Source organism: Streptomyces sp. NPDC002328, assembly GCF_042890065.1.
In the GTDB taxonomy this organism is placed as follows: domain Bacteria; phylum Actinomycetota; class Actinomycetes; order Streptomycetales; family Streptomycetaceae; genus Streptomyces.
Genome location: NZ_JBIARQ010000008.1, coordinates 131,193 through 150,799, shown reverse-complemented (window position 1 = coordinate 150,799; position 19,607 = coordinate 131,193). Strand labels below are relative to the sequence as shown.

The following is a 19,607-nucleotide window of genomic DNA, read 5'->3' as shown; positions in this document are numbered from 1 at the left end:
GCGTCCCGGGCATGCCGTTATGGTTTCGGCCATCTACGCGGGAGCCCCTCCCCGGCTGGGCTGAGAGGGCGTCTGGGATCGGCTCGTCCTTCGAGTCCGGTCCCCATGGGGACGCCGACCGCACCAACCGCGCTGTGCAGCGCCCCGCGTAGGAGTTCATGTGTCCGCAGCAGTCGAGCCGAAGCACCCGGTGTCCAACGCCCCGGCGCCCGGCTCCTGTTGTCGTCGCTGACGCTCTTTTCCTCCTTCTCACCGTTCACCGCGCTGTCGCGCACCTCCTTCGGAGCACCCCCATGCCGCATATCCGGGTCATGCTGGACTATTTCCATCCTTGGCCGAATTCAGCAGGTCTGTACGTCGCTCGCGCCCGTGGCCGGTTCGCCGAGGCGGGCCTGGACGTGGAGTTGGCGGTGCAGGACCCCGGGCGCGGTGACACGCTGGAGTACCTGGCCCGGGGCGAGGTGGACTTCGGGATCTTCCCGCCGAACCGGCTGCTCGCGCGGCGTGCGGCGCACGGACAGCCGCTGATCGCGGTGGCGGCCGTCAACCACCGCGGTCTGGAGGCGATCCAGACGACGACGTCGACCGGCATCACCCGGCCCCGTGACCTCGCGGGCCGCCGGATCGCCTTCAATCCGACCCCGCGCGGCCGTGCCCTGGTCCGCCACCTGGTCGCGGCCGACGGCGGCGACCCGGACGCGGTGATCACCGTGGACGCGGGCACCCGTGAGCTGACCGTCGACGACATCGAGGCGGGCGAGGCCGACGCCACGTTCGGCAACTACTGGTCCTGGGACGCGCTGCGCGGCGACCTGCCCGAGGAGCGGCGCCTGACCTGGCCGGTGGACGAGATCGGCGCACCGCGCTACCACAGCTACCTGCTGGGCACGAGTGAGCGGCTGCTCGCCGAACAGCCGTCCCTGGTCCGGGACTTCCTCGCAGTCACGGCGCAGGGCTACGCACTCGCGGCCCAGGAGCAGGACCGGACGCTGGAACTGCTGGAGGACGTGATCCCGTACTTCCCGCGCCCGCTCATCGCCCGCTCGCTCGCCCTGATCGCCCCCACGTGGACGGACACGGAGGGGCGTTGGGGTGTGATCGACCCGTCCCGGATGGGCCCGTACGCGCACTGGCTCGCGGACAACGGCGCCCTCGCCCACGACCTCGACTGGGACCGGTCCTTCACCAACGGGCTGCTGGACGTGGCCGCGTGACCTTCCTGACCCGACGCCTGGCCGTCGACTTCAAGCGGGTGGACAGCGCGCTGTGTCGGGCCTGATCACGCCCCTCGCCGCCGAACCTCCCTCCGCACGAAGGACCTTGTCATGCGCCGCCGCTCGCTCCTGTCCGCGATAGCCGCGACCTCCCTGCTCGCCGTCACGACCGCCTGCTCCGCCGACTCCTCGGCCGCCACAAAGGACGGCCTCACCACCGTCACCCTCGCCCTGGACTGGACGCCCAACACCAACCACACCGGCATCTACGTCGCCCAGGCCGAAGGCTGGTTCGAGGACGCCGGGATCGACCTGAAGATCGTGCCCTACGGCTCGACCGCGCCCGAGACGCTGATCGCGGCCCACAAGGCCGACTTCGGCATCTCCTACCAGGAGGGCGTGACGACGGCACGGGCCGCCGGCGCCGACATCACCTCCGTCTACGCCGTCACGCAGAAGACGAACGTCACCATCGCGGTGCGCGCCGACCGGGGCGGCATCAGCTCGCCGAGGGACCTCGACGGCAAGACCTACGCCGGTTTCGGCGCCCCCTACGAGAAGCCGCTGCTGAAGACGGTCATCCAGAACGCGGGCGGCAAGGGCGACTTCCGGCAGATCACCCTCAACACCTCGGCGTACGCGGCGCTCTACGCCGGCAAAGCCGACTTCGCGATGCCGATGCCGACGTGGGAGGGTCTGGAAGCCGAGCTGAGCGGCAAGCCGCTGAAGAACTTCCAGCTGTCCGACTACGGCTTCCCCGCGATCTACTCCACGCTGGTCGCGTCCTCCGACCGGTTCCTGAAGAAGAACCCCGCGGTCGCGAGAAAGTTCCTGGCGGCCGTGGACAAGGGCTACCGCTACGCCGCCCAGCATCCCGACAAGGCGGCCGACCTGCTGATCTCCCAGAACAGGAGCGTCCTCACCAACACCGAGCTGGTGAAGAAGAGCGAGGCGCTGCTGGCGAAGGAGTACTACAAGACGGCCGACGGGACGATCGGCGTCCAGAGCGCCGAGCGCTGGCAGGCGTTCGCGGACTTCGAGTACAAGGCCGGACTGCTCGTCGACGCGAACAGCAAGAAGCTCACGAAGGCCCCCGACGCCTCCGAGTTCTTCACCAACGACTACCTCCCGGCCGCCAAGTGAGGTCGCTGTTCCGTTCGTTGTGGCCGCCGCTGCTGGTGCTGGCCGTCGTGGTCGGCGGCTGGCAGCTGTATGTGAGTGCCGCCGGGGTCGACCCGACGACGCTGCCGTCGCCCGCCCGGGTGATCGAGCAGGGCTGGGTGAACCGCGCGGAGCTGTGGGCGCAGACCCTGCCCACCCTCCAGGAGACCCTGCTCGGCTTCGCGCTGTCCTTCGCGGCGGCCTGGCTGGTCGCCGTCCTGCTGGACTTCTCCTCGGCGGCCCGTCGGGGCCTGTACCCGCTGCTCGTCGCCTCGCAGACCATCCCGATCGTGGCCGTGGCGCCGCTGCTCATCATCTGGTTCGGCTTCGGGCTGCTGCCCAAGATGCTGGTGGTGACGCTGACGACGTTCTTCCCGCTGGCCGCCAACCTGGCCGCCGGGTTCGCCGCCACCGACCGCGAGGCGATGCGGCTGCTGCGGTCGCTGGGCGCCGGCCGGTGGCGGACGTTCCGCCTGGTGCGGGTGCCGAGCGCGATGCCGTACTTCTTCGCCGGGCTGCGGGTCAGCATCACGTACGCCGTGGTGGGCGCCGTCTTCGCCGAGTACGCGGGCGCCGAGGCGGGGTTGGGGATCTACATGCAGGCGCAGAAGAGCGCGTTCCGCACGGACCTGGTGTTCGCGGCGGTGGGTGTGACGGCGGCGCTGAGCGTGGCGCTGTTCGGAGCCACGTATCTGTTGCAGCGACTGGTGCTGCCGTGGGAGCGGAAGGTGGGGAAGTGAGCAGCCTGCGGATCGAGGGCGTGGGCAAGTCCTTCGGTGAGCTGGAGGTCCTGCGGGACCTCGAACTCCGGGTGGAGCCGGGCGAGTTCGCGGCGGTGATCGGCCCGAGCGGCTCCGGCAAGAGCACCCTGTTCAACCTGGTCTCCGGTCTCGACCGGCCCACGTCGGGGCAGGTGGTCGTGGAGGGCGAGCCGGCCTCGGTGGAGTCCGACAAGGTCGCCTACATGCCGCAGAAGGACCTGCTGTTCCCGTGGCGGACCGTGCTGGACAACACGGCGCTGGGGCTGGAGGCCCAGGGCGTGAAGAAGAAGCAGGCACGGGCGCGGGCCGACGCGCTCTTCGCCGACTTCGGGCTCGACGGCTTCCAGAAGGCGTACCCCTCCCAGCTCAGCGGGGGGATGCGGCAGCGGGCCGCGCTGTTGCGCACCGTCGTGCTGGAGCGTCCGGTGCTCCTGCTGGACGAGCCGTTCGGCGCGCTGGACTCGCTGACCCGGACCGAGATGCAGCTGTGGCTGGCCGGGATGTGGCAGCGGCACCGCTGGACGGTCGTCCTGGTCACCCATGACATACGTGAGGCGGTGCTGCTCGCGGACACCGTGCACGTCCTGTCGCCGCGGCCCGCCACGGTGGTCGAGCGCATCGAGACGCCGCTCCCCCGCCCGCGCGGAGTGGAGGACCTCACGGCGCCCGAGTTCGCGGCGGCCGAGCGCCGGGTCCTGGAGGCTCTGCGCGGCACAACGGCGGTGGGCACGGCGTGAGTTCACTTCTGGCCCACGGCCTGGGCACCGAACCGGTCGAGCCGGACTGGGCGCCGCTCACCGACACGGAGGTGACGGACGTCGTCGGGCCGGCCCGGGTGGTGTGGCGCAGCCCGCGCCCGCTGTCGGCGGCGGCCCTCGTGGAACAGGACGGGCGGCGCCTGTTCGTGAAACGTCACCACCACTCCGTACGGACCCTGCCGGGGCTGGCGGAGGAGCACGCGTTCCTGCGTCACCTGCGGCTGCGCGGGGCGCCGGTGGTGGAGGTGCTGGACGCGGTGGCGCGCGACGCGTGGACGTACGAAGTCCACTCGGTCGGCGCGGGGACGGACCTGTACCGGGACGCGCTGTCCTGGTCGCCGTTCCGTTCCGCAGGTCACGCGCGGGCGGCGGGCGAGGCGCTGGCCCGAACGCACCTGGCGGCGCGGGGGTTCGACGCGCCACGCCGCCAAGTGCAGCCGCTCGTCGCCTCGTTCACCGTCTTCGCCTCGCACGACCCGCGGGCAGAGCTGGAGCGGTACGTCACGGAGCGTCCGGCGTTGGCGGAGGCGTTGCGGGACTTCTCCTGGCGTGCGGACACCGAGCGCGTACTGCTCCCCCTGCACGAGCGGCTGGCTCCCCACCTCGCCGCTCTCGAACCCCTGTGGACCCACAACGACTGGCACGCCTCGAACCTCTTGTGGGGTGCCGACGGCCGGGTCTCCACCGTCCTGGACTTCGGCATGAGCGATCGCACGACCGCCGTGCACGACCTCGCCACGGCGATCGAGCGCAACGCCGTGCAGTGGCTGCGGCCCGGCCGTCCGGTGCGCGAGCAGGACGCCGCGGCACTCCTCGACGGCTACCGGTCCGTACGACCGCTCAGCGCCGCGGAGTCGGCCGCGCTGCCCGCGCTTCTCCCGTTGGTGCACGCGGAGTTCGCGCTGTCCGAACTCGGCTACTTCCACGGAGTGACCCGTTCGGCGGAGAACACGCGGCTGGCGTACGAGTACTACGTCGGCCACGCCGAATGGTTCACGGGCGCGAACGGCCGCCGTCTCCTCGACCGGATCACGGGGTCCGTGCGCGGCTGACGACGGTGGCGGCATTGACGTACGCCGAATCGGCTCCCTAACATCACGAATGGCATTGAGTGTCAGCGTCAAGCCCTGGCTCGCTGACCGGCAACCCTCCCGCGCGGTGGGGTGCTCCAGGTGAAAGCCCGGCGGGGTCAGCGACGACTCCCGCAAGCGCGTGGCCCCGTGACGGGGCCGGAGAGAGGGGGATCGGCATGAGGCACTGCGGTGACCCGGCTGCCTCCTTCGCCGATGCCACGCCGTTCTCCCGGCTCTCGCGCCGACGCCACATCGATCTGAAGCGCTCGACCAGCTGCCTCTGTCGGGCCTGACGAGCCGGGCGGGCGTCGGCTGACGTCCGCTCGCCGGCCCAGGCCGGCGCCCCTTCGCCGGCTTCGGCTGACGTCCCTTCGTCGGCCCCGGCTCCTTTGCGTCTTTCCCCTCGCCACCGCTCTCGGTGTCGTCCCCTGACCCCCGTCTGTGCAGCGCTCCCCCGCGTCCGGCGTCGAGCCGGCCGGGGTCGCACGCCCATGCGCGGTGGTGCCTCGCGCGGCACCGTGCCTGGTGACACGAGTAGGAGAAGCCCCTCCGTGACAACGTTTTCGGCTTTCAGACTCTCCCGACCGGCGTTCCGACCCGACCGACCGGCTTTCAGGCCCTCCCGACCGGCTTCGGGGCTTTCCCGACGGGCCCCCCTTGCCGCCCTCCTCGCCACCGGTGTCCTCCTGACCGCCTGCGGGTCGGGCGGTGACGGCTCCGGCGGCGGCAGCGGCCGGCCGCAGTCCGGCGGCACCCTGACCTTCGCGGTGGGCTCCGACGCCGGCTGCGTGGATCCGCAGCAGGTCGGCAGCAACGACAGCATCTACTCGGTGCGCCAGATCGTGGACTCCCTGACCGACCAGGACCCCACCACCGGGAAGATCGTGCCGTGGCTGGCCAAGAGCTGGGACGTCGACGCCGACGCGACGACGTTCACCTTCCATCTGCGACCGGGGGTGACCTTCAGCGACGGTTCCCCGCTGACCGCGCAGGTGGTCAAGGACAACTTCGACGCGGTGCCGAAGCTCGGCGCCCTGGGGACCCTCGCGCAGGGCTATCTGAGCGGCGTCAAGAGCACCACCGTGGTCGACCCGCTGACCGTCGAGGTGGCCTTCGAGGAACCCAACGCCCAGTTCCTTCAGGCGACTTCGACGCACTCGCTGGGCATCGAGTCGTCGGCGAGCGTGAAGAGGTCGCCGCAGCAGAAGTGCAGTGACGGCGTGATCGGGTCCGGGCCGTTCGTGCTGAAGCAGTATGCGCAGAACCAGTCGGTCACCCTGGCCAAGCGTACCGGCTACGGCTGGGGCTCCTCGTTGTGGTCCAAGAAGGGCGAGGCCTACCTGGACCGTGTGGTGTTCAAGGTCGTTCCCGAGGCGGGGGTCCGGGCCGGCAGTCTCCAGTCCGGGCAGGTCGACGCCATCAGCAGCGTCGGCAGGGCCAACGAGGCGGCGCTCAAGGGCGGCCAGGTCACCCTTCAGAGCCGGGCCAACCCCGGTGTGGTGTTCGGCCTGGGGCTCAACAACGAGCGGCCCGTCCTGAAGGACACGAAGGTGCGCCAGGCGATCCTGGCCGCCATCGACCGGAAGCAGATCGCCGACACCGTGTTCCCGACCGGCACCCGCCCGGCGACCAGCGTCCTGGCGCACACTACGCCCGACTACACCGACCTCTCCTCCAGCCTCGCCTTCGATGCGGACAAGGCGAAGTCGCTGCTGGACGCCGCCGGTTGGCGGACGGGCGCTGACGGACTCCGCGCCAAGGACGGCAGGAAGCTGAGCCTCACCATCACCTGGTTCCCCAACGCGGCCACCAACCAGCCCGCGTTGGAGCTGGTGCAGCAGCAACTGAAGGCTGTCGGAGTGGACGTGGCGCTCAAGCAGCTCCAGGTCAGCCAGTTCTCCACCACGCTCCAGTCGGGCGGCTTCGACGTGGTGTGGGGGAACGTGACCCGCTCGGACCCGGACATCCTGCGCAGCTCCTTCTCCACCCGGCTGGCCAACTTCTACCACCTTCCGGCCGGTTCACTGGACACGGCTCTGTCCGCACAGGCCGCGACCACGGACACCGCCAAGCGCGGTCGACTGGTGGGCGAGGCGCAGAAGTCGATCGTGCAGAACGCGTACAACGTGCCGGTGGTGGAGCTCCAGACCCAGCTGGGCGTGTCGAAGAAGGTGCACGGTCTCGCCTTCGACTCGGGCAGCCGGATCCAGCTGCACGACACCTGGATCGGCTAGCCCGTGCGCCTCTACGTGATCAAACGGCTGGCGCAGGCGGTCGGGGTGCTGTGGGCGGCCTACACGGTGTCCTTCCTGGTGCTGGACTTCCTGCCGGGTGACCCGGTCACGGCGATGGCCGGGGCCGGGATGGACGCGGGGGAAGTCGATCCGGCGCGAGTCGCCGCACTGCGGCACGAGTACGGCTTCGACAAGCCGGTACTGGCTCAGTACGCCGACTATCTCGGCCGGGCGGTGCGCGGGGACTTCGGCGACGCGGTCTCCACGGGCCGTCCGGTGACCTCCACCCTGGCCGACGCGCTGCCGCAGACGCTCCAGTTGACCGGTGCCGCGCTGCTGCTCGCGGTGGTGTTCGGGGGCGGTCTCGCGGTGGTGGCGACGTACACCGCACAGCGGTGGCTGCGGCAGCTGCTGCTGTCGCTGCCCCCGCTCGGGGTGTCGGTCCCGACGTTCTGGGTGGGGCTGCTGCTCGTCGACGCGTTCTCCTTCCGGCTGCACTGGTTCCCCGCGTTCGGCAACGACGGGCTGCGGGGCCTGGTGCTGCCGGCGCTCACGCTGGCGGTCCCGACCGGCGCGCAGATCGCCCAGGTGCTGGCCAAGAGCCTGCTCACCGCCCTGGACCAGGCCTATGTGGAGACCGCGCGCGCCAAGGGCGCCGGCCGGTGGCGGGTGCATCTGCGGCACGCGCTGCGCAACGCGTCGCTGCCCGCGTTGACGGTCGTCGGGCTGCTGGTCGGCCAGTTGATCGCCGGCTCGGTGGTGGTCGAGACGGTGTTCTCCCGCGACGGCCTCGGCAGGGTGACCGCGGCGGCGGTCACCGCTCAGGACATCCCGCTGGTCCAGGGCGTGGTGATGTTCGGGGCGCTGATCTTCGTGGCGACGAATCTGGTGGTCGACCTGGTCTATCCGCTGCTGGACCCGCGGATCGTGGTGACCTCGGGCAGGAGGGCGAGCTTCACATGAGTCAGATGGGTCAGAGTCTCGTCGACGACCCGGCCGAGGCCGCGCTCGGCCTCGCCCGACCGGTCGAGACGGGTCCCCCCGCCGCGCCGGGCCGGACTGCCGGCATACGGCGGCTGCCGCGCTTCCTGTTGCGCCGTCCCGGTCTGCTGCTGTCGGCGGTCGTCCTCGTGCTGGTGGTGCTGGCCTCGTTCTGGCCGGGTCTGTTCACCTCGCAGGACCCGCTGACGGGGACGCCCGCCCAGAACTTCCGCAGTCCGAGCGGCAGTCACTGGTTCGGCACGGACGAACTGGGGCGCGACGTGTTCTCCCGGGTCGTCCATGGCGCCCAACTGTCCTTGAAGGCAACCCTCATCGCGGTCCTGGTCGCGTTCGTGGTCGGCGGTCTGCTCGGCGTGGTCGCCGGGTTCACGGGCCGCTGGGTGGACGACGTGCTGATGCGCTTCGTCGACGTCCTGCTCTCCATCCCCGCGCTGTTCCTGTCGCTGGCCCTCGTCACCGCGCTCGGGTACGGGACGGTGAAGGTGGCGGTCGCGGTGGGCATCGCGAGCGTCGCCTCGTTCGCCCGGGTGGCGCGCGCCGAGGTCCTGCGGATCCGGCAGGCGGTGTACGTCGAGGCGTCCCGCTCCTGCGGGGCCCGCTGGTACTCGGTGCTGGGACGGCACGTCCTGCCCAACGCCGCCGGCCCGGTGATCGTCCTGGCCACGCTGGACTTCGGCGCGTCGATCCTGGCGGTGTCGGCGCTGAGCTTCCTCGGCTACGGCGCGCCGCCACCCGCCCCGGAATGGGGGACGTTGATCTCCGACGGCCGTAACTACCTCGCCAACGCGTGGTGGTTGACCGCTCTGCCCGGTCTGGCGATCGCCGCGACCGTGCTGGCCACCAACCGCGTCGCCAGGGCCCTGGACGGCGAATGGTCGTGGCGATGACCCACCTACAGAAGAGCGGTGAGGACGTGACGGCACCACTGCTGGAGATCCGCGGACTGTCCGTGTCGTACCGCACCCGCGGCGGCGCGGTACCGGCCGTGCGGGGTGTGGACCTCGACGTGTGGCCCGGGCAAGTCACCGCCGTGGTCGGCGAGTCCGGCTCCGGAAAGAGCACCACCGCGCATGCCGTCACCCGGCTGCTGGCGGCGAACGGCCGGATCGACGCGGGCACGGTCCGCTTCGGCCGGCACGACCTCGCCACGCTGTCCGAGGCCGAACTGCGCACCGTGCGCGGCGCGCGGATCGGGCTGGTGCCGCAGGATCCGACGGTCTCGCTCAACCCCGTCAAGCGGATCGGCGAGCAGGTCGCCGAAGTGCTGCGCATCCACGGTCTGGCGACCCGCCGTTCGGCTGCGGCCGAGGCGGTCGCCGTGCTGGACCGGGCGGGGTTGCCCGACGCCGCCGTCCGGGCCCGGCAGTACCCGCACGAACTGTCCGGTGGGATGCGGCAGCGGGCGCTGATCGCCGTCGCCATCGCCGCGAAACCCAGGCTGATCATCGCCGACGAGCCGACCAGCGCACTCGACGTCACCGTGCAGCGCGTCATCCTCGACCATCTCCAGCGTCTCACCGAGGAGTCGGGCACGGCGATCCTGCTCGTGACCCACGACCTCGGGGTGGCGGCCGACCGCTCCCAGCGCCTGGTGGTGATGGAGCAGGGCAAGGTCGTCGAGGAGGGCGAGACCCGTGCCGTGCTGGCCGACCCGCAACACCCCTACACACGACGTCTGTTGGCCAGCGCGCCGAGCCTGACCACGGCGCGCCCCCGTACCCCGGCCTCCGCCGCACGGACCGGTGCGTCGATCGATACGGCCGTCGATACGACGGTCGATGCGGCGGTCGTATCGACCGTCGATGCGGCGGTCGACGCCGCGGCTCCTCTGGTCGAAGTGCGCAACCTGGTCAAGGAGTTCAGGCTGCCGCGCGCCGGCGGCGGGGCCCGTACGGTTCGCGCGGTCGACGACGTCAGCCTCACCCTGCGGCGCGGGCGGACCCTCGCCCTGGTCGGGGAATCGGGTTCGGGGAAGTCCACCACCGCCCGCATGGTGCTCCGCCTCGCCGACCCGACCTCCGGACAGGTCCTCTTCGACGGCGCCGACATCACCACCGCCAAGGGCGCCCGGGTCAGGCAGTTGCGCCGCCGCGCCCAACTGGTCTACCAGAATCCGTACGCCTCGCTCGACCCGCGCTTCTCCGTCGGGGAGGTGATCACCGAGCCGCTGCGGGCGTTCAAGGTCGGCGACCGCGTCTCGCGGCTGGACCGTGCCCGTGAGCTGCTCGGCCGGGTCGCGTTGCCCGCCTCGACCCTGGAGCGCCGCCCGGCGGAGCTGTCGGGCGGACAGCGTCAGCGCGTGGCCATCGCCCGCGCCCTCGCCCTCTCCCCCGACCTGGTGGTGTGCGACGAGCCGGTCTCCGCGCTCGACGTGTCCGTGCAGGCTCAAGTACTGGAGCTGCTGGCCGAGTTGCAGGCGGACACGGGAGTGGCGTACCTCTTCATCTCCCACGACCTGGCCGTCGTGCGCCAGATCGCGCACGAGGTCGCCGTCATGCGGGCCGGACGCGTCGTCGAGACGGGCCCGCCCGAGGACCTGTTCACCGGCCCCCGCCACGCGTACACGCGCGAGCTACTCGCCGCGATCCCCGGCGGCCGACTCCCCTCCGCCCTCGCTCGAACGACCACGAACTGAGGACCGGCATCCCATGAGCAACCCCCCGATCCCTCCCACAATCGCCTCACTCGCCTTCCTCACGCCCGGCAACTTCGCAGACGACGACCCGCTCCCGGGCCTGGAGGAGACCCTTCAACTCTTCGAGTACGGCGAGCGGTTGGGCTATGACGGCGCCTGGATCAGACAGCGCCACCTCGAACACGGCGTCGGCTCGGCGGCCGTGTTCCTCGCCGCCGCCGGCCAGCGCACCGAGCGGATCGAGCTCGGTACCGCCGTCATCCCCATCGGGTACGAGAACCCGTTCCGCCTGGCCGAGGACCTGGCGCTGGCCGACGTACTGTCCGGGGGCCGGCTCCAGGTCGGTTTCAGCACCGGGATGCCGCACGCCGACCTGCTCGGCGATCTGGTGCACGACGGGGACTGGCGTGACTTCGACCTGTCGTACGGCAGGATCGCCCGGGTCGTGGAAAACCTGCGGGGCGGCTACCTCGGCGGCCCGGACACGGTCATCCACTCGCCGGGCAACGTCCAGCGGCCCCGACTGCAACCGCACAGTCCCGGGCTGGCGCGCCGCGTCTGGTACGGCGGCGGCAGCCTGCGCTCGGTCCGCTGGGCCGCGGAGAACGGACTCGGTCTCCTGTCCGGCAACATCGTCACCGGCGAGGGCACCGACGACTTCACCACGGCCCAGTCGAACCTGCTGGCCGAGTACCGGCGCGCGTACTCCGGGGACCGTCCGGCGCGCGTGGCCCTGGGCCGGGTGATCGTGCCTCTCGACAGCGCCGACGCGGCCACCCGCGCCCGCTACCTGGCCTACGCGACGAGCCGCCACGAACGCACCCTCGCACCCCAGGGCCCGCGACGCACCCTGTTTGCCCCGGACATCGTGGGCACCGCCGAGCAGATCCTGGAACGGCTCACCGCCGATCCGGTGATCGCCGAGGTGTCGGAACTTCGCCTGGAACTGCCCTACGAATTCCAGCGGGAGGAGTACGAGCAGATCCTGCACGACGTACGCCACCTCGTCGCACCCGAACTGGGCTGGCGCCCGGCATCCTCGTCGCCGGCCTCGTCGGCGGTCCAGGAGGCGGCGCGGTGAGGGCTCGCGGTCCGCAGCCGTGACAGGCCCCGGTACTGTGCCGCCGAACAGTACCGCGACCGGTCAACTCGGTAGTGTGAGCGGCGCGGGGATCACATGCCCCGTGAACGCGTCCTCGACGAACACTCGCCTACCTCACCGAAGAGGCTCTCCGCGCATGGAATCCGTGCTCCTCGCCCCCGCAACTCCGAAGCGATTACATGGAGTCACTTCACGATTACTCAACGTCTTCACGTCGGCCGGTCCCTCGCGGTTGGGGTGGCTGGACGCGTTGCGGGGGATCGCCGCGCTCGTCGTGGTGTTCGACCACTCGTCGTACACCTTTATGGCGGAGTTCCGGCGGGAGTTGATGCCGCAGTTCAATACCAGCCGTTACGGCATCATGGTGTTCTTCCTGGTGAGCGGCTACATCATCCCCGCGTCGCTGGAACGCCGGGGCTGCGTAAGGACGTTCTGGGTCGGGCGGCTCTCCCGGGTGTACCCGCTGTGGGCGGCTGTCGTGCTGGTGTTCCTCGCCCTCGATCTCCTGGGCTTCGCGCAGATGCGGGACTTCGGCGGGCAGAGCGCCGTGGCCGTGGCTGTCGCTCATGTCACCATGCTCCAGGAGTTGCTGGGGACACCCAATCTGCTGCTCGTCCTGTGGACGCTCTCGTACGAGATGTGTTTTTACTTGCTGGTCGTGGGTCTCTTCACGGTCCGTCTTCATCGGCGGTCCGCGGCGGTCGCTGTCGTCCTGGCCGTGCTCGCCGCTGTGAGCGTGGCGGCGGGGGCGGCGCTGCCGGCCTCCGCGCTGTCCGGCCTGGTCGGCACCGGGCCGCTGATCGCGCTCGCCTCGATCGCCATGGGGATCGCCATCTGCTGTGCGAGCGCCACGTCACCCGTGTTGCGGGTGTTCGGGGGTGTGCTGGGCGGAGTGCTGGCGCTCGCCCTGGTCCCGTTCAACGGCACGGTCCCCCTGTGGGAAGGGCTGGTGATTCTCGCCGTGATGTTCCTCGGCACCGCCGTCCACCGGGCCGAGAACGGTCAGAGCACCTGGCGCCACGCGGCCGGCGCCGCCGTCGTGACGGTCGTCTGCGCCGTGGGAAGTGCGTACGCGCACGGCGACGACAGCCATTTCACACGGCGCGGCTGGATCGTCGCGTTCCTGCTCGCCGTGCTGACCTTCGGCGTCGGGCTGCTGTCGCGCCGCCGGCGCGTTCCGCGGCTGCTGACCGGGTTGGGGACGATCAGTTACTCGGTCTATCTGGTGCATCCGGTGCTGCTGGCGGTGATCGACGGCACGATCGGCCGACGGCGGCAGGACAGTGTCGCCCTGACGGTGGCCTTCTTCGCTGTGCTGCTGCCCGTGTGCCTGCTGACCTACCGGTGCGTCGAGACGCCGGCACAGGCCTGGGGTCGCAAGGTGGCACGGCGTGTGCGACGCCGTGCCGAACGCGCCGCGCCCGCTCCCTAAGGACGCAGGGCTCCTCAATCGTCCGAAGGCATGGTTTGACGGACGACCGGTGCGCCGGGGGCAACTCGTCGTGTCCCGGCGTCGTCCTTGTGGCTGAAGGCTCAACTCGGCTACCAGGGGGTTCCCTTGACACAGGGACGCAGGACCATGTCGAACCGCAGATCGATGCGGGCGTCAGTCGTCGCACTGACCCTGGCCGGATTGCTGGGCACCGCGACAGCCGCTGCCGTCGCGGACACCGGCGGAACCGGCGACAGCGGCAGGCCGGGGCGGCACGGCGAGACCCAGCGGGCCATGGACGCCGTCGTCGCGGACGGCGTCCCCGGGGTGACGGGGCAGGCCGTCGACCGGTACGGCGTGTGGACCGGTACGGCGGGCGTGGCGGACATCGTGACCGAACGGCCCCGTAAGGGCCAGGACCGCTACCGGATCGGCAGCATCACCAAGACGTTCGTCGCCACCGTGCTGCTCCAGTTACAGGCCGAGGGCCGACTGGACCTCGACGACAGTGTGGAGCGTTGGCTGCCGGGGGTGGTCAGGGGCAACGGGCACGACGGCAGGAAGATCAGCGTCCGGCAGCTGCTCAACCACACCAGCGGCATCCACAACTACACCGAGACGCCCGAGTTCGGTCAGAAGGTGTTCGGCCCCGGTTTCCTCCAGCACCGCTACGACAGTTGGAGTGCGCGCCGGCTCGTGCGGCTGGCGATGGACCACGAGCCGGTCTTCCCGCCGGGCGCCGACTGGTCGTACTCCAACACCAACTACGTGCTCGCCGGGCTGGTCATCGAGAAAGTGACCGGCCGGCCGTACGGGGTGGAGGTCCGCGACCGGATCGTCAAGCCGCTGCGCCTGCGGTCGACGACCGTGCCGGGCACCGACCCCCGGATGCCGCGGCCCGCTGGTCGCGCCTACTCGAAGCTCCTCCAGGACCCGGCCGGTCCGACGTACGACGTCACCGAGCTCAACCCGTCCATCGCCCGGGCGGCGGGCGAGATCATCTCCAACTCCAGCGACCTCAACGCCTTCACCTCCGCCCTCGTCCGCGGCCGGCTCCTGCCCCCCGCGGAACTGGAGGAGTTGACGACGACCGTTCCGGCCGGGGAGGAACAGCCGCCGGGCTCCGCGACCTACGGGCTCGGGCTGATGAAGGTGAAACTCTCCTGCGGCAAGGAGCTCTGGGGGCACACCGGCGGCATCCACGGCTCGCTGTCCGTCGCGATGACCACGCGTGACGGCGGGCACTCGCTCGCCCTCAACCTCAACGGGGACTGGGCCGGCGACCCGATCGCCGTCGTGGAGGCCGAGTACTGCGGGACCGTGCCCGCGACCACGGGCGATCGGAGCGCGGCACAGCGTATGCCGATCCTCTGAACAGGCCCTCGTTCCCGGCGTGTCCGTACCGGACCGCCGGGAACACCTATTTGTGGCGGAGAGTTGGGCGAGCGGACGGCCGACGGACGGCCTGGTGTGGTCGCCCGAGCGGTGCGCTGAAAAGTCCCACCCCACGAAATGCTGGTGCGAGACGCCCCGGGTGTGATTCTCTGTCCCCATGACCGTGCTCGTGACCCGCCGCCACGTCGATTACGTGCGTGTCACCGCCACGGGTTGTCGCGCCGAGAGCTGACGCTCCGCTCCGGCCCGCGTATCACCGTCTCCCCCTTTGCTCTTCTTCTCCCTTCCCTTCTTTCTCCACCTCTGCCGCATTCACGGCCCACGTATGACCGCATATGTGTGCGCCCGTGCGCCGGTTTCGCACGAGGAGACCCATGAGCCAGCCCATCGACTCCGTCACCGCCGGTCACACGCCCGAGGCGCAGCCCGCCGGATCCGACGCCCCCGCCTGGTCGTTCGAGACCCGGCAGGTCCACTCGGGGGCCGCCCCCGACCCGACGACCGGCGCCCGGGCGACCCCGATCTACCAGACGACGTCGTTCGTGTTCCGCGACACCCAGCACGCCGCCGACCTGTTCTCGCTCGCCGAGCCGGGCAACATCTACACCCGCATCCACAACCCCACCCAGGACGTCTTCGAGCAGCGCGTCGCCGCACTGGAGGGCGGGGTGGCGGCGGTGGCGCTGGCCTCGGGGCAGGCCGCCGAGACCCTCGCCATCCTGACGCTGGCGGGCGCCGGGGACCACATCGTGTCGAGCACGTCGCTGTACGGGGGCACGTACAACCTGTTCCGGCACACCCTGCCCAAGTTCGGCATCGAGGTGTCCTTCGTGGACGATCCCGACGACGCCGAGGCGTGGCGCGCGGCGGTCCGGCCCACCACCAAGGCGCTGTTCGCGGAGACGCTGGGCAATCCGCGCGGCAACGTGCTGGACGTGCGCGCGGTCGCGGACGTGGCGCATGACGCGGGTGTGCCGCTGATCGTGGACAACACCGTCCCGACTCCCTATCTCCTGCGGCCACTTGAGCACGGCGCCGACATCGTCGTGCACTCGGCGACCAAGTTCCTCGGCGGCCACGGCACGGCCGTCGCGGGTGTGGTGGTCGACGGCGGCACCTTCGACTTCGGGGCGCACGCCGAGCGGTTCCCCGACTTCACCGAGCCCGACCCGAGCTACCACGGGCTTCGGTACTGGCCGGCGCTCGGACCGGGCGCGTTCGCGATCAAGCTGCGGGTGCAGTTGCTGCGCGACCTCGGCCCGGCGCTGTCCCCGCACTCCGCCTTCCTGCTGCTGCAAGGCGTGGAGACGCTCAGCCTGCGGATCGAACGCCATTCCGCCAACGCGCTCGCGCTCGCGGAATGGCTGGAGCAGCGCGACGAGGTCGCCGCCGTCCACTACCCGGGGCTGGCCTCCAGTCGGTGGTACGAGGCGGGCCGGACGTACCTGCCGCGCGGCGCGGGCGCGATCGTCTCCTTCGAGCTGCGGGACGGCGTCGAGGCGGGCAAGCGGTTCGTGGACGCGGTCACGCTGTTCAGCCACCTCGCCAACATCGGCGACGTACGCAGCCTGATCATCCATCCCGCCTCCACGACGCACAGCCAGCTCGACGAGGAACAGCTCACGGCGACCGGGACCGCGCCGGGGCTGGTGCGGCTGTCGGTCGGCATCGAGAACCTCGCCGATCTCAAGGCCGACCTGGAGGCGGGTTTCCGCGCGGCCAAGGGCGCTTAGGTGAGTGACCTGTCCGGGCTTCCTCTTCCGCCGCCCACCGGGGGCTGGCGGGAGGGGGACCCGCCCGGCCGTCGGCGGTGGCACTACCCCGAGGGGCCGCTGCCGTTGGAGGCGGGCGGTGAACTGCCGGGCGTGCGGCTGGCGTTCGAGACCTGGGGGCGGCTCGCCCCGGACCGCTCCAACGCCGTGCTCGTCCTGCACGCCCTCACCGGCGACAGCCATGTCGCCGGCCCGGCCGGGCCCGGTCATCCCACTTCCGGCTGGTGGGACGGGCTGGTCGGGCCCGGCCGGGGTCTCGACACCGAGCGCTGGTTCGTCGTCGCCCCGAATGTCCTCGGCGGCTGCCAGGGCAGCACCGGACCGGCCGCGCTGCGGCCCGACGGACGTGGGCGTTGGGGCGGGGACTTCCCGTTCCTGACGCAGCGCGACCAGGTCGTCGCCGAGGCCGACTTGGCCGACGCGCTGGGCATCGAGCGGTGGGCGCTCGTCGTGGGCGGTTCGATGGGCGGCATGCGCGCGGTGGAATGGGCCGTGTCCCGCCCGGAGCGCACCGGGGCGCTTCTGCTGCTGGCCACCGCCGCGGCGGCGAGCGCGGAGCAAATCGCCTTGGCCGGCGTCCAGTTGCGCGCGATCAGGTCCGATCCGCACTGGCACGGCGGTCACTACCACGACACCGGTCACGCCCCGCACGCCGGACTCGGCCTGGCCCGCCGTCTGGCCCATGTCACCTATCGCAGCGAGCCGGAGCTGCAAGTCCGCTTCGCGCGGCTGCCGCAGGGCGCCGAGGACCCGTTGGCCGGCGGCCGGTACCAGGTCGAGTCCTACCTCGACCATCAAGCGGCCAAGCTGGTACGGCGTTTCGACGCCGGCAGCTATGCAGTGCTGTCCGAGGCCATGAACGCGCACGACGTCGGCCGAGGCCGCGGGGGCGTCCGGGAGGCCCTGCGCCGGGTCACCGCGCCCACCCTGGTCGCCGGCGTCGACTCCGACCGCCTCTACCCGCTCTCCCAGCAGGCGGAACTGGCGGCCGGCATCCCCACGGCGGACGCCCCGCGCGTCGTCGAATCCCCTTACGGCCACGACGGGTTCCTGATCGAGACGGAGCAGGTCGCCGCGCTCGTGTCGGAGCTCGTTCCCGACGCCGTCCCGCGCGTCCGTCACCGCACGGCCGCGCCCGAGTCACCGCAAACGAAGGAGCACGCATGACCGTCCAGGACACCGCCGCCCAGTCGTCCGCGTTCACCCGCGACTGGCAGGAGTGGCACACCAGGCAGCAGGAGCGGCTCGCCCACCCGCACGGCTTCCTCGCGATCACCGGCCTGCACTGGCTCGACGCCGAGCCGCAGCGCTTCCCGGACGCCCCGGGCGCCTGGTCGACCGGGCCGGACGGGGTCGTCGTGGTCCTCGGCGAGGGCGAGGAGTTGATCGTGGACGGCACCCCCGTCCACGGCGAGCATCGCTTCGGGGTGCTGCCGGAGCGCGGCGGGGTCGACGCGGTCTGGGGCGACGCCGTGATCGAGGTGGCCAAGCGCGGCGGACAGGACATCGTCCGTCCCCGGCATCCGGACGCCCCGCTGCGCACCGCGTTCACCGGCACGCCCGCCTACGACCCGCATCCCCGCTGGGCGGTGACGGGCCGCTACACCGCGTTCGCCGAACCGCGGCCGACGACCGTGGGCGCGGCGGTCGAGGGCCTGGAGCACGTGTACGACGCCCCGGGCCGGGTCGAGTTCGAGCTGGACGGCCGCCCGCTGGCGCTCACCGCGTTCCCCGGCGGCGGTCCGGGCTCTCTCCTGGTGCTCTTCACCGACGCGACCTCCGGGGTCACCACCTACGCCGCCAACCGAGCGTTGGCCCTCGACCCGCCCGCCGCCGACGGCACGGTCGTCCTGGACTTCAACCGGGCTACGAACCTGCCGTGCGCCTACACCGACCTGGCCACCTGCCCCCTGCCCCCGGCCGAGAACCGGCTGCCCGTGGCGATCGAGGCCGGCCAGAAGATCCCCCACGAACGACAGGCGTCCTGAGCCACGGCCCGTCGCACTACGATCACGGAATGTTCGAGTACCACGGTTGGATCACGGTCAGGGAAACCCCAGCGGATGACGACGATGAGGCCGGCCTGCGGCGCATCGTCGATGAACTCGAGCTTCACATCGCCGAGATGGACAGCCCGTACTTGCTTGACCTCAGGTGGATGAACGGCGAGCCGTTCATCCACCTCGGCGGCTGCTCCAATCACCGTTCGTCGCCCGATGTCGTGGAACTGTTCGAGCATGTGGCCGTAGTCGCCCCTGGCTCCTACGGGCTCCTCCACGTCCGCGACGACGAGGAACCGGGCCACGCGAACGAGGTACGCGTGCTCAGGCTCGCTCGGGGCGTGGTCACGCAGCACACGGAGGCGCTGCTGTCTCCGTGCATCCCGACGGTAGAAGATCCCTTCACCGACTGAGGCGTCCTTCGGCGAATCATGCTCGGAGCCAGAGGCGTATCGCGGTCACCGCGACGGTGCCGTGGAAGACGGAGACTCGCTTGTCCCGGTCGGGTGCACGGGCGTCCCTCGCCCGACTGGAGCGGGGGCCGATCCTCGCTCAGGTTCTTCAGCCGGCAACCAGGCTGGGCGGCGGTCCGTCCTCGCGGTGAGGGTTCCAGCAGTCGAAGAGCACCTGCCCGCTCCGCCTGTCGTAGGCGAAGTAGCCAGGGTACAGATCCTCGGTGATGCGCTGGTTGACCCGCTCGCTCATCACCCACTCCGCCCCCGCGGGCAGCAGATCCGCGATCTCCGCAGGCAGGTCCCGCGGCGAGTGAGGCTGGAAGTACAACGCGGAATCGGCGAGCTCCGCCCGCACGACCTCGTCGTCCGCGACGTCGAGCACGCCCACAAGTCGGACGTCGGTCGGACCGGGCACGCGCGAGTCGCCTCCGGGAACGATTCCACACCATGCCGTGGATTCCAGCTGCCCGAACGACGGGAACCGCGAAGTGATCTGGTCGATCTCTCGCCGCACCGCGCAGTCGTCAGCGGCATCGCTGCTCCTCTCCGGCCCTCCGCAGGACGACACCGTCAGAGCAAGCAGCACAGCTGCGAGCAACGAAGCCCGGGACGA

18 protein-coding genes and 1 riboswitch are annotated in these 19,607 nt (G+C 71.0%); of the genes, 17 read left to right on the top strand and 1 reads right to left on the bottom strand.

All coding sequences use genetic code 11. The features are described 5' to 3' along the window. Positions 1–311: 311 nt before the first annotated feature. The 17 genes from ACFYX4_RS21725 (at position 312) to ACFYX4_RS21645 (ending at position 18,952) form a co-directional block, all read left to right on the top strand. On the top strand, positions 312–1,214 hold the full coding sequence (locus ACFYX4_RS21725) for an ABC transporter substrate-binding protein (RefSeq protein ID WP_389335542.1): 903 nt from the start codon (positions 312–314) through the stop codon (positions 1,212–1,214). A 111-nt stretch (positions 1,215–1,325) separates the two neighbouring features. Further along, positions 1,326–2,357, top strand: coding sequence for an ABC transporter substrate-binding protein (locus ACFYX4_RS21720; protein WP_389335539.1), 1,032 nt, complete (start codon positions 1,326–1,328; stop codon positions 2,355–2,357). Beyond that, complete coding sequence (locus ACFYX4_RS21715) at positions 2,354–3,115, top strand: ABC transporter permease (RefSeq protein ID WP_389335535.1); 762 nt, start codon at positions 2,354–2,356, stop codon at positions 3,113–3,115. The genes ACFYX4_RS21720 and ACFYX4_RS21715 overlap by 4 nt, the downstream gene beginning before the upstream one ends. Continuing rightward, positions 3,112–3,873, top strand: a complete 762-nt coding sequence (locus tag ACFYX4_RS21710) for an ABC transporter ATP-binding protein (protein WP_389335532.1) — start codon at positions 3,112–3,114, stop codon at positions 3,871–3,873. The genes ACFYX4_RS21715 and ACFYX4_RS21710 overlap by 4 nt, the downstream gene beginning before the upstream one ends. Continuing rightward, positions 3,870–4,946, top strand: a complete 1,077-nt coding sequence (locus ACFYX4_RS21705; RefSeq protein WP_389335529.1) for a phosphotransferase enzyme family protein — start codon at positions 3,870–3,872, stop codon at positions 4,944–4,946. Before ACFYX4_RS21710 ends, ACFYX4_RS21705 begins: the two co-directional genes overlap by 4 nt. 51 nt (positions 4,947–4,997) lie before the next feature. After that, positions 4,998–5,111: riboswitch (SAM riboswitch) on the top strand. A 32-nt stretch (positions 5,112–5,143) separates the two neighbouring features. Then, positions 5,144–5,260, top strand: coding sequence for a putative leader peptide (locus ACFYX4_RS21700; protein WP_389335526.1), 117 nt, complete (start codon positions 5,144–5,146; stop codon positions 5,258–5,260). A gap of 393 nt (positions 5,261–5,653) precedes the next feature. Then, positions 5,654–7,201, top strand: coding sequence for an ABC transporter substrate-binding protein (locus tag ACFYX4_RS21695; RefSeq protein WP_389335931.1), 1,548 nt, complete (start codon positions 5,654–5,656; stop codon positions 7,199–7,201). Positions 7,202–7,204: 3 nt separating this feature from the next. Then, on the top strand, positions 7,205–8,164 hold the full coding sequence (locus ACFYX4_RS21690; protein WP_389335523.1) for an ABC transporter permease: 960 nt from the start codon (positions 7,205–7,207) through the stop codon (positions 8,162–8,164). Between the two features lie 5 nt (positions 8,165–8,169). Then, positions 8,170–9,090 carry an ABC transporter permease gene (locus ACFYX4_RS21685; RefSeq protein ID WP_389335928.1) on the top strand — a complete coding sequence of 307 codons (921 nt, stop codon included), beginning with the start codon at positions 8,170–8,172 and terminating at the stop codon, positions 9,088–9,090. Next, positions 9,087–10,838, top strand: coding sequence for a dipeptide ABC transporter ATP-binding protein (locus ACFYX4_RS21680; protein ID WP_389335520.1), 1,752 nt, complete (start codon positions 9,087–9,089; stop codon positions 10,836–10,838). The genes ACFYX4_RS21685 and ACFYX4_RS21680 overlap by 4 nt, the downstream gene beginning before the upstream one ends. Before the next feature lie 13 nt (positions 10,839–10,851). After that, positions 10,852–11,919, top strand: coding sequence for an LLM class flavin-dependent oxidoreductase (locus ACFYX4_RS21675; RefSeq protein ID WP_389335517.1), 1,068 nt, complete (start codon positions 10,852–10,854; stop codon positions 11,917–11,919). Between the two features lie 157 nt (positions 11,920–12,076). Continuing rightward, the gene (locus ACFYX4_RS21670; protein ID WP_389335514.1) at positions 12,077–13,372 is read left to right on the top strand and encodes an acyltransferase family protein; all 1,296 of its coding nucleotides are present in this window, start codon (positions 12,077–12,079) and stop codon (positions 13,370–13,372) included. 147 nt (positions 13,373–13,519) lie between these two features. Next, positions 13,520–14,746, top strand: coding sequence for a serine hydrolase domain-containing protein (locus ACFYX4_RS21665; protein ID WP_389335511.1), 1,227 nt, complete (start codon positions 13,520–13,522; stop codon positions 14,744–14,746). 395 nt (positions 14,747–15,141) lie between these two features. Beyond that, a complete protein-coding gene (locus tag ACFYX4_RS21660; RefSeq protein ID WP_389335508.1) occupies positions 15,142–16,500 on the top strand; it encodes a bifunctional o-acetylhomoserine/o-acetylserine sulfhydrylase in 1,359 nt (452 codons plus the stop codon). Then, positions 16,501–17,706, top strand: coding sequence for a homoserine O-acetyltransferase (locus tag ACFYX4_RS21655; RefSeq protein WP_389335505.1), 1,206 nt, complete (start codon positions 16,501–16,503; stop codon positions 17,704–17,706). It abuts the gene before it with no gap. Beyond that, positions 17,703–18,527: a DUF1684 domain-containing protein gene (locus tag ACFYX4_RS21650; RefSeq protein ID WP_389335502.1), complete on the top strand. Its 825-nt coding sequence runs from the start codon at positions 17,703–17,705 to the stop codon at positions 18,525–18,527. Before ACFYX4_RS21655 ends, ACFYX4_RS21650 begins: the two co-directional genes overlap by 4 nt. Before the next feature lie 29 nt (positions 18,528–18,556). Beyond that, positions 18,557–18,952: an Imm7 family immunity protein gene (locus ACFYX4_RS21645; RefSeq protein WP_389335499.1), complete on the top strand. Its 396-nt coding sequence runs from the start codon at positions 18,557–18,559 to the stop codon at positions 18,950–18,952. Positions 18,953–19,100: 148 nt separating this feature from the next. Here the strand turns inward: ACFYX4_RS21645 and ACFYX4_RS21640 are convergent, their stop codons facing one another. Next, entirely contained in the window at positions 19,101–19,409 is a 309-nt protein-coding gene (locus tag ACFYX4_RS21640) for a hypothetical protein (protein WP_389335496.1), read from the bottom strand. Positions 19,410–19,607 lie beyond the last annotated feature (198 nt).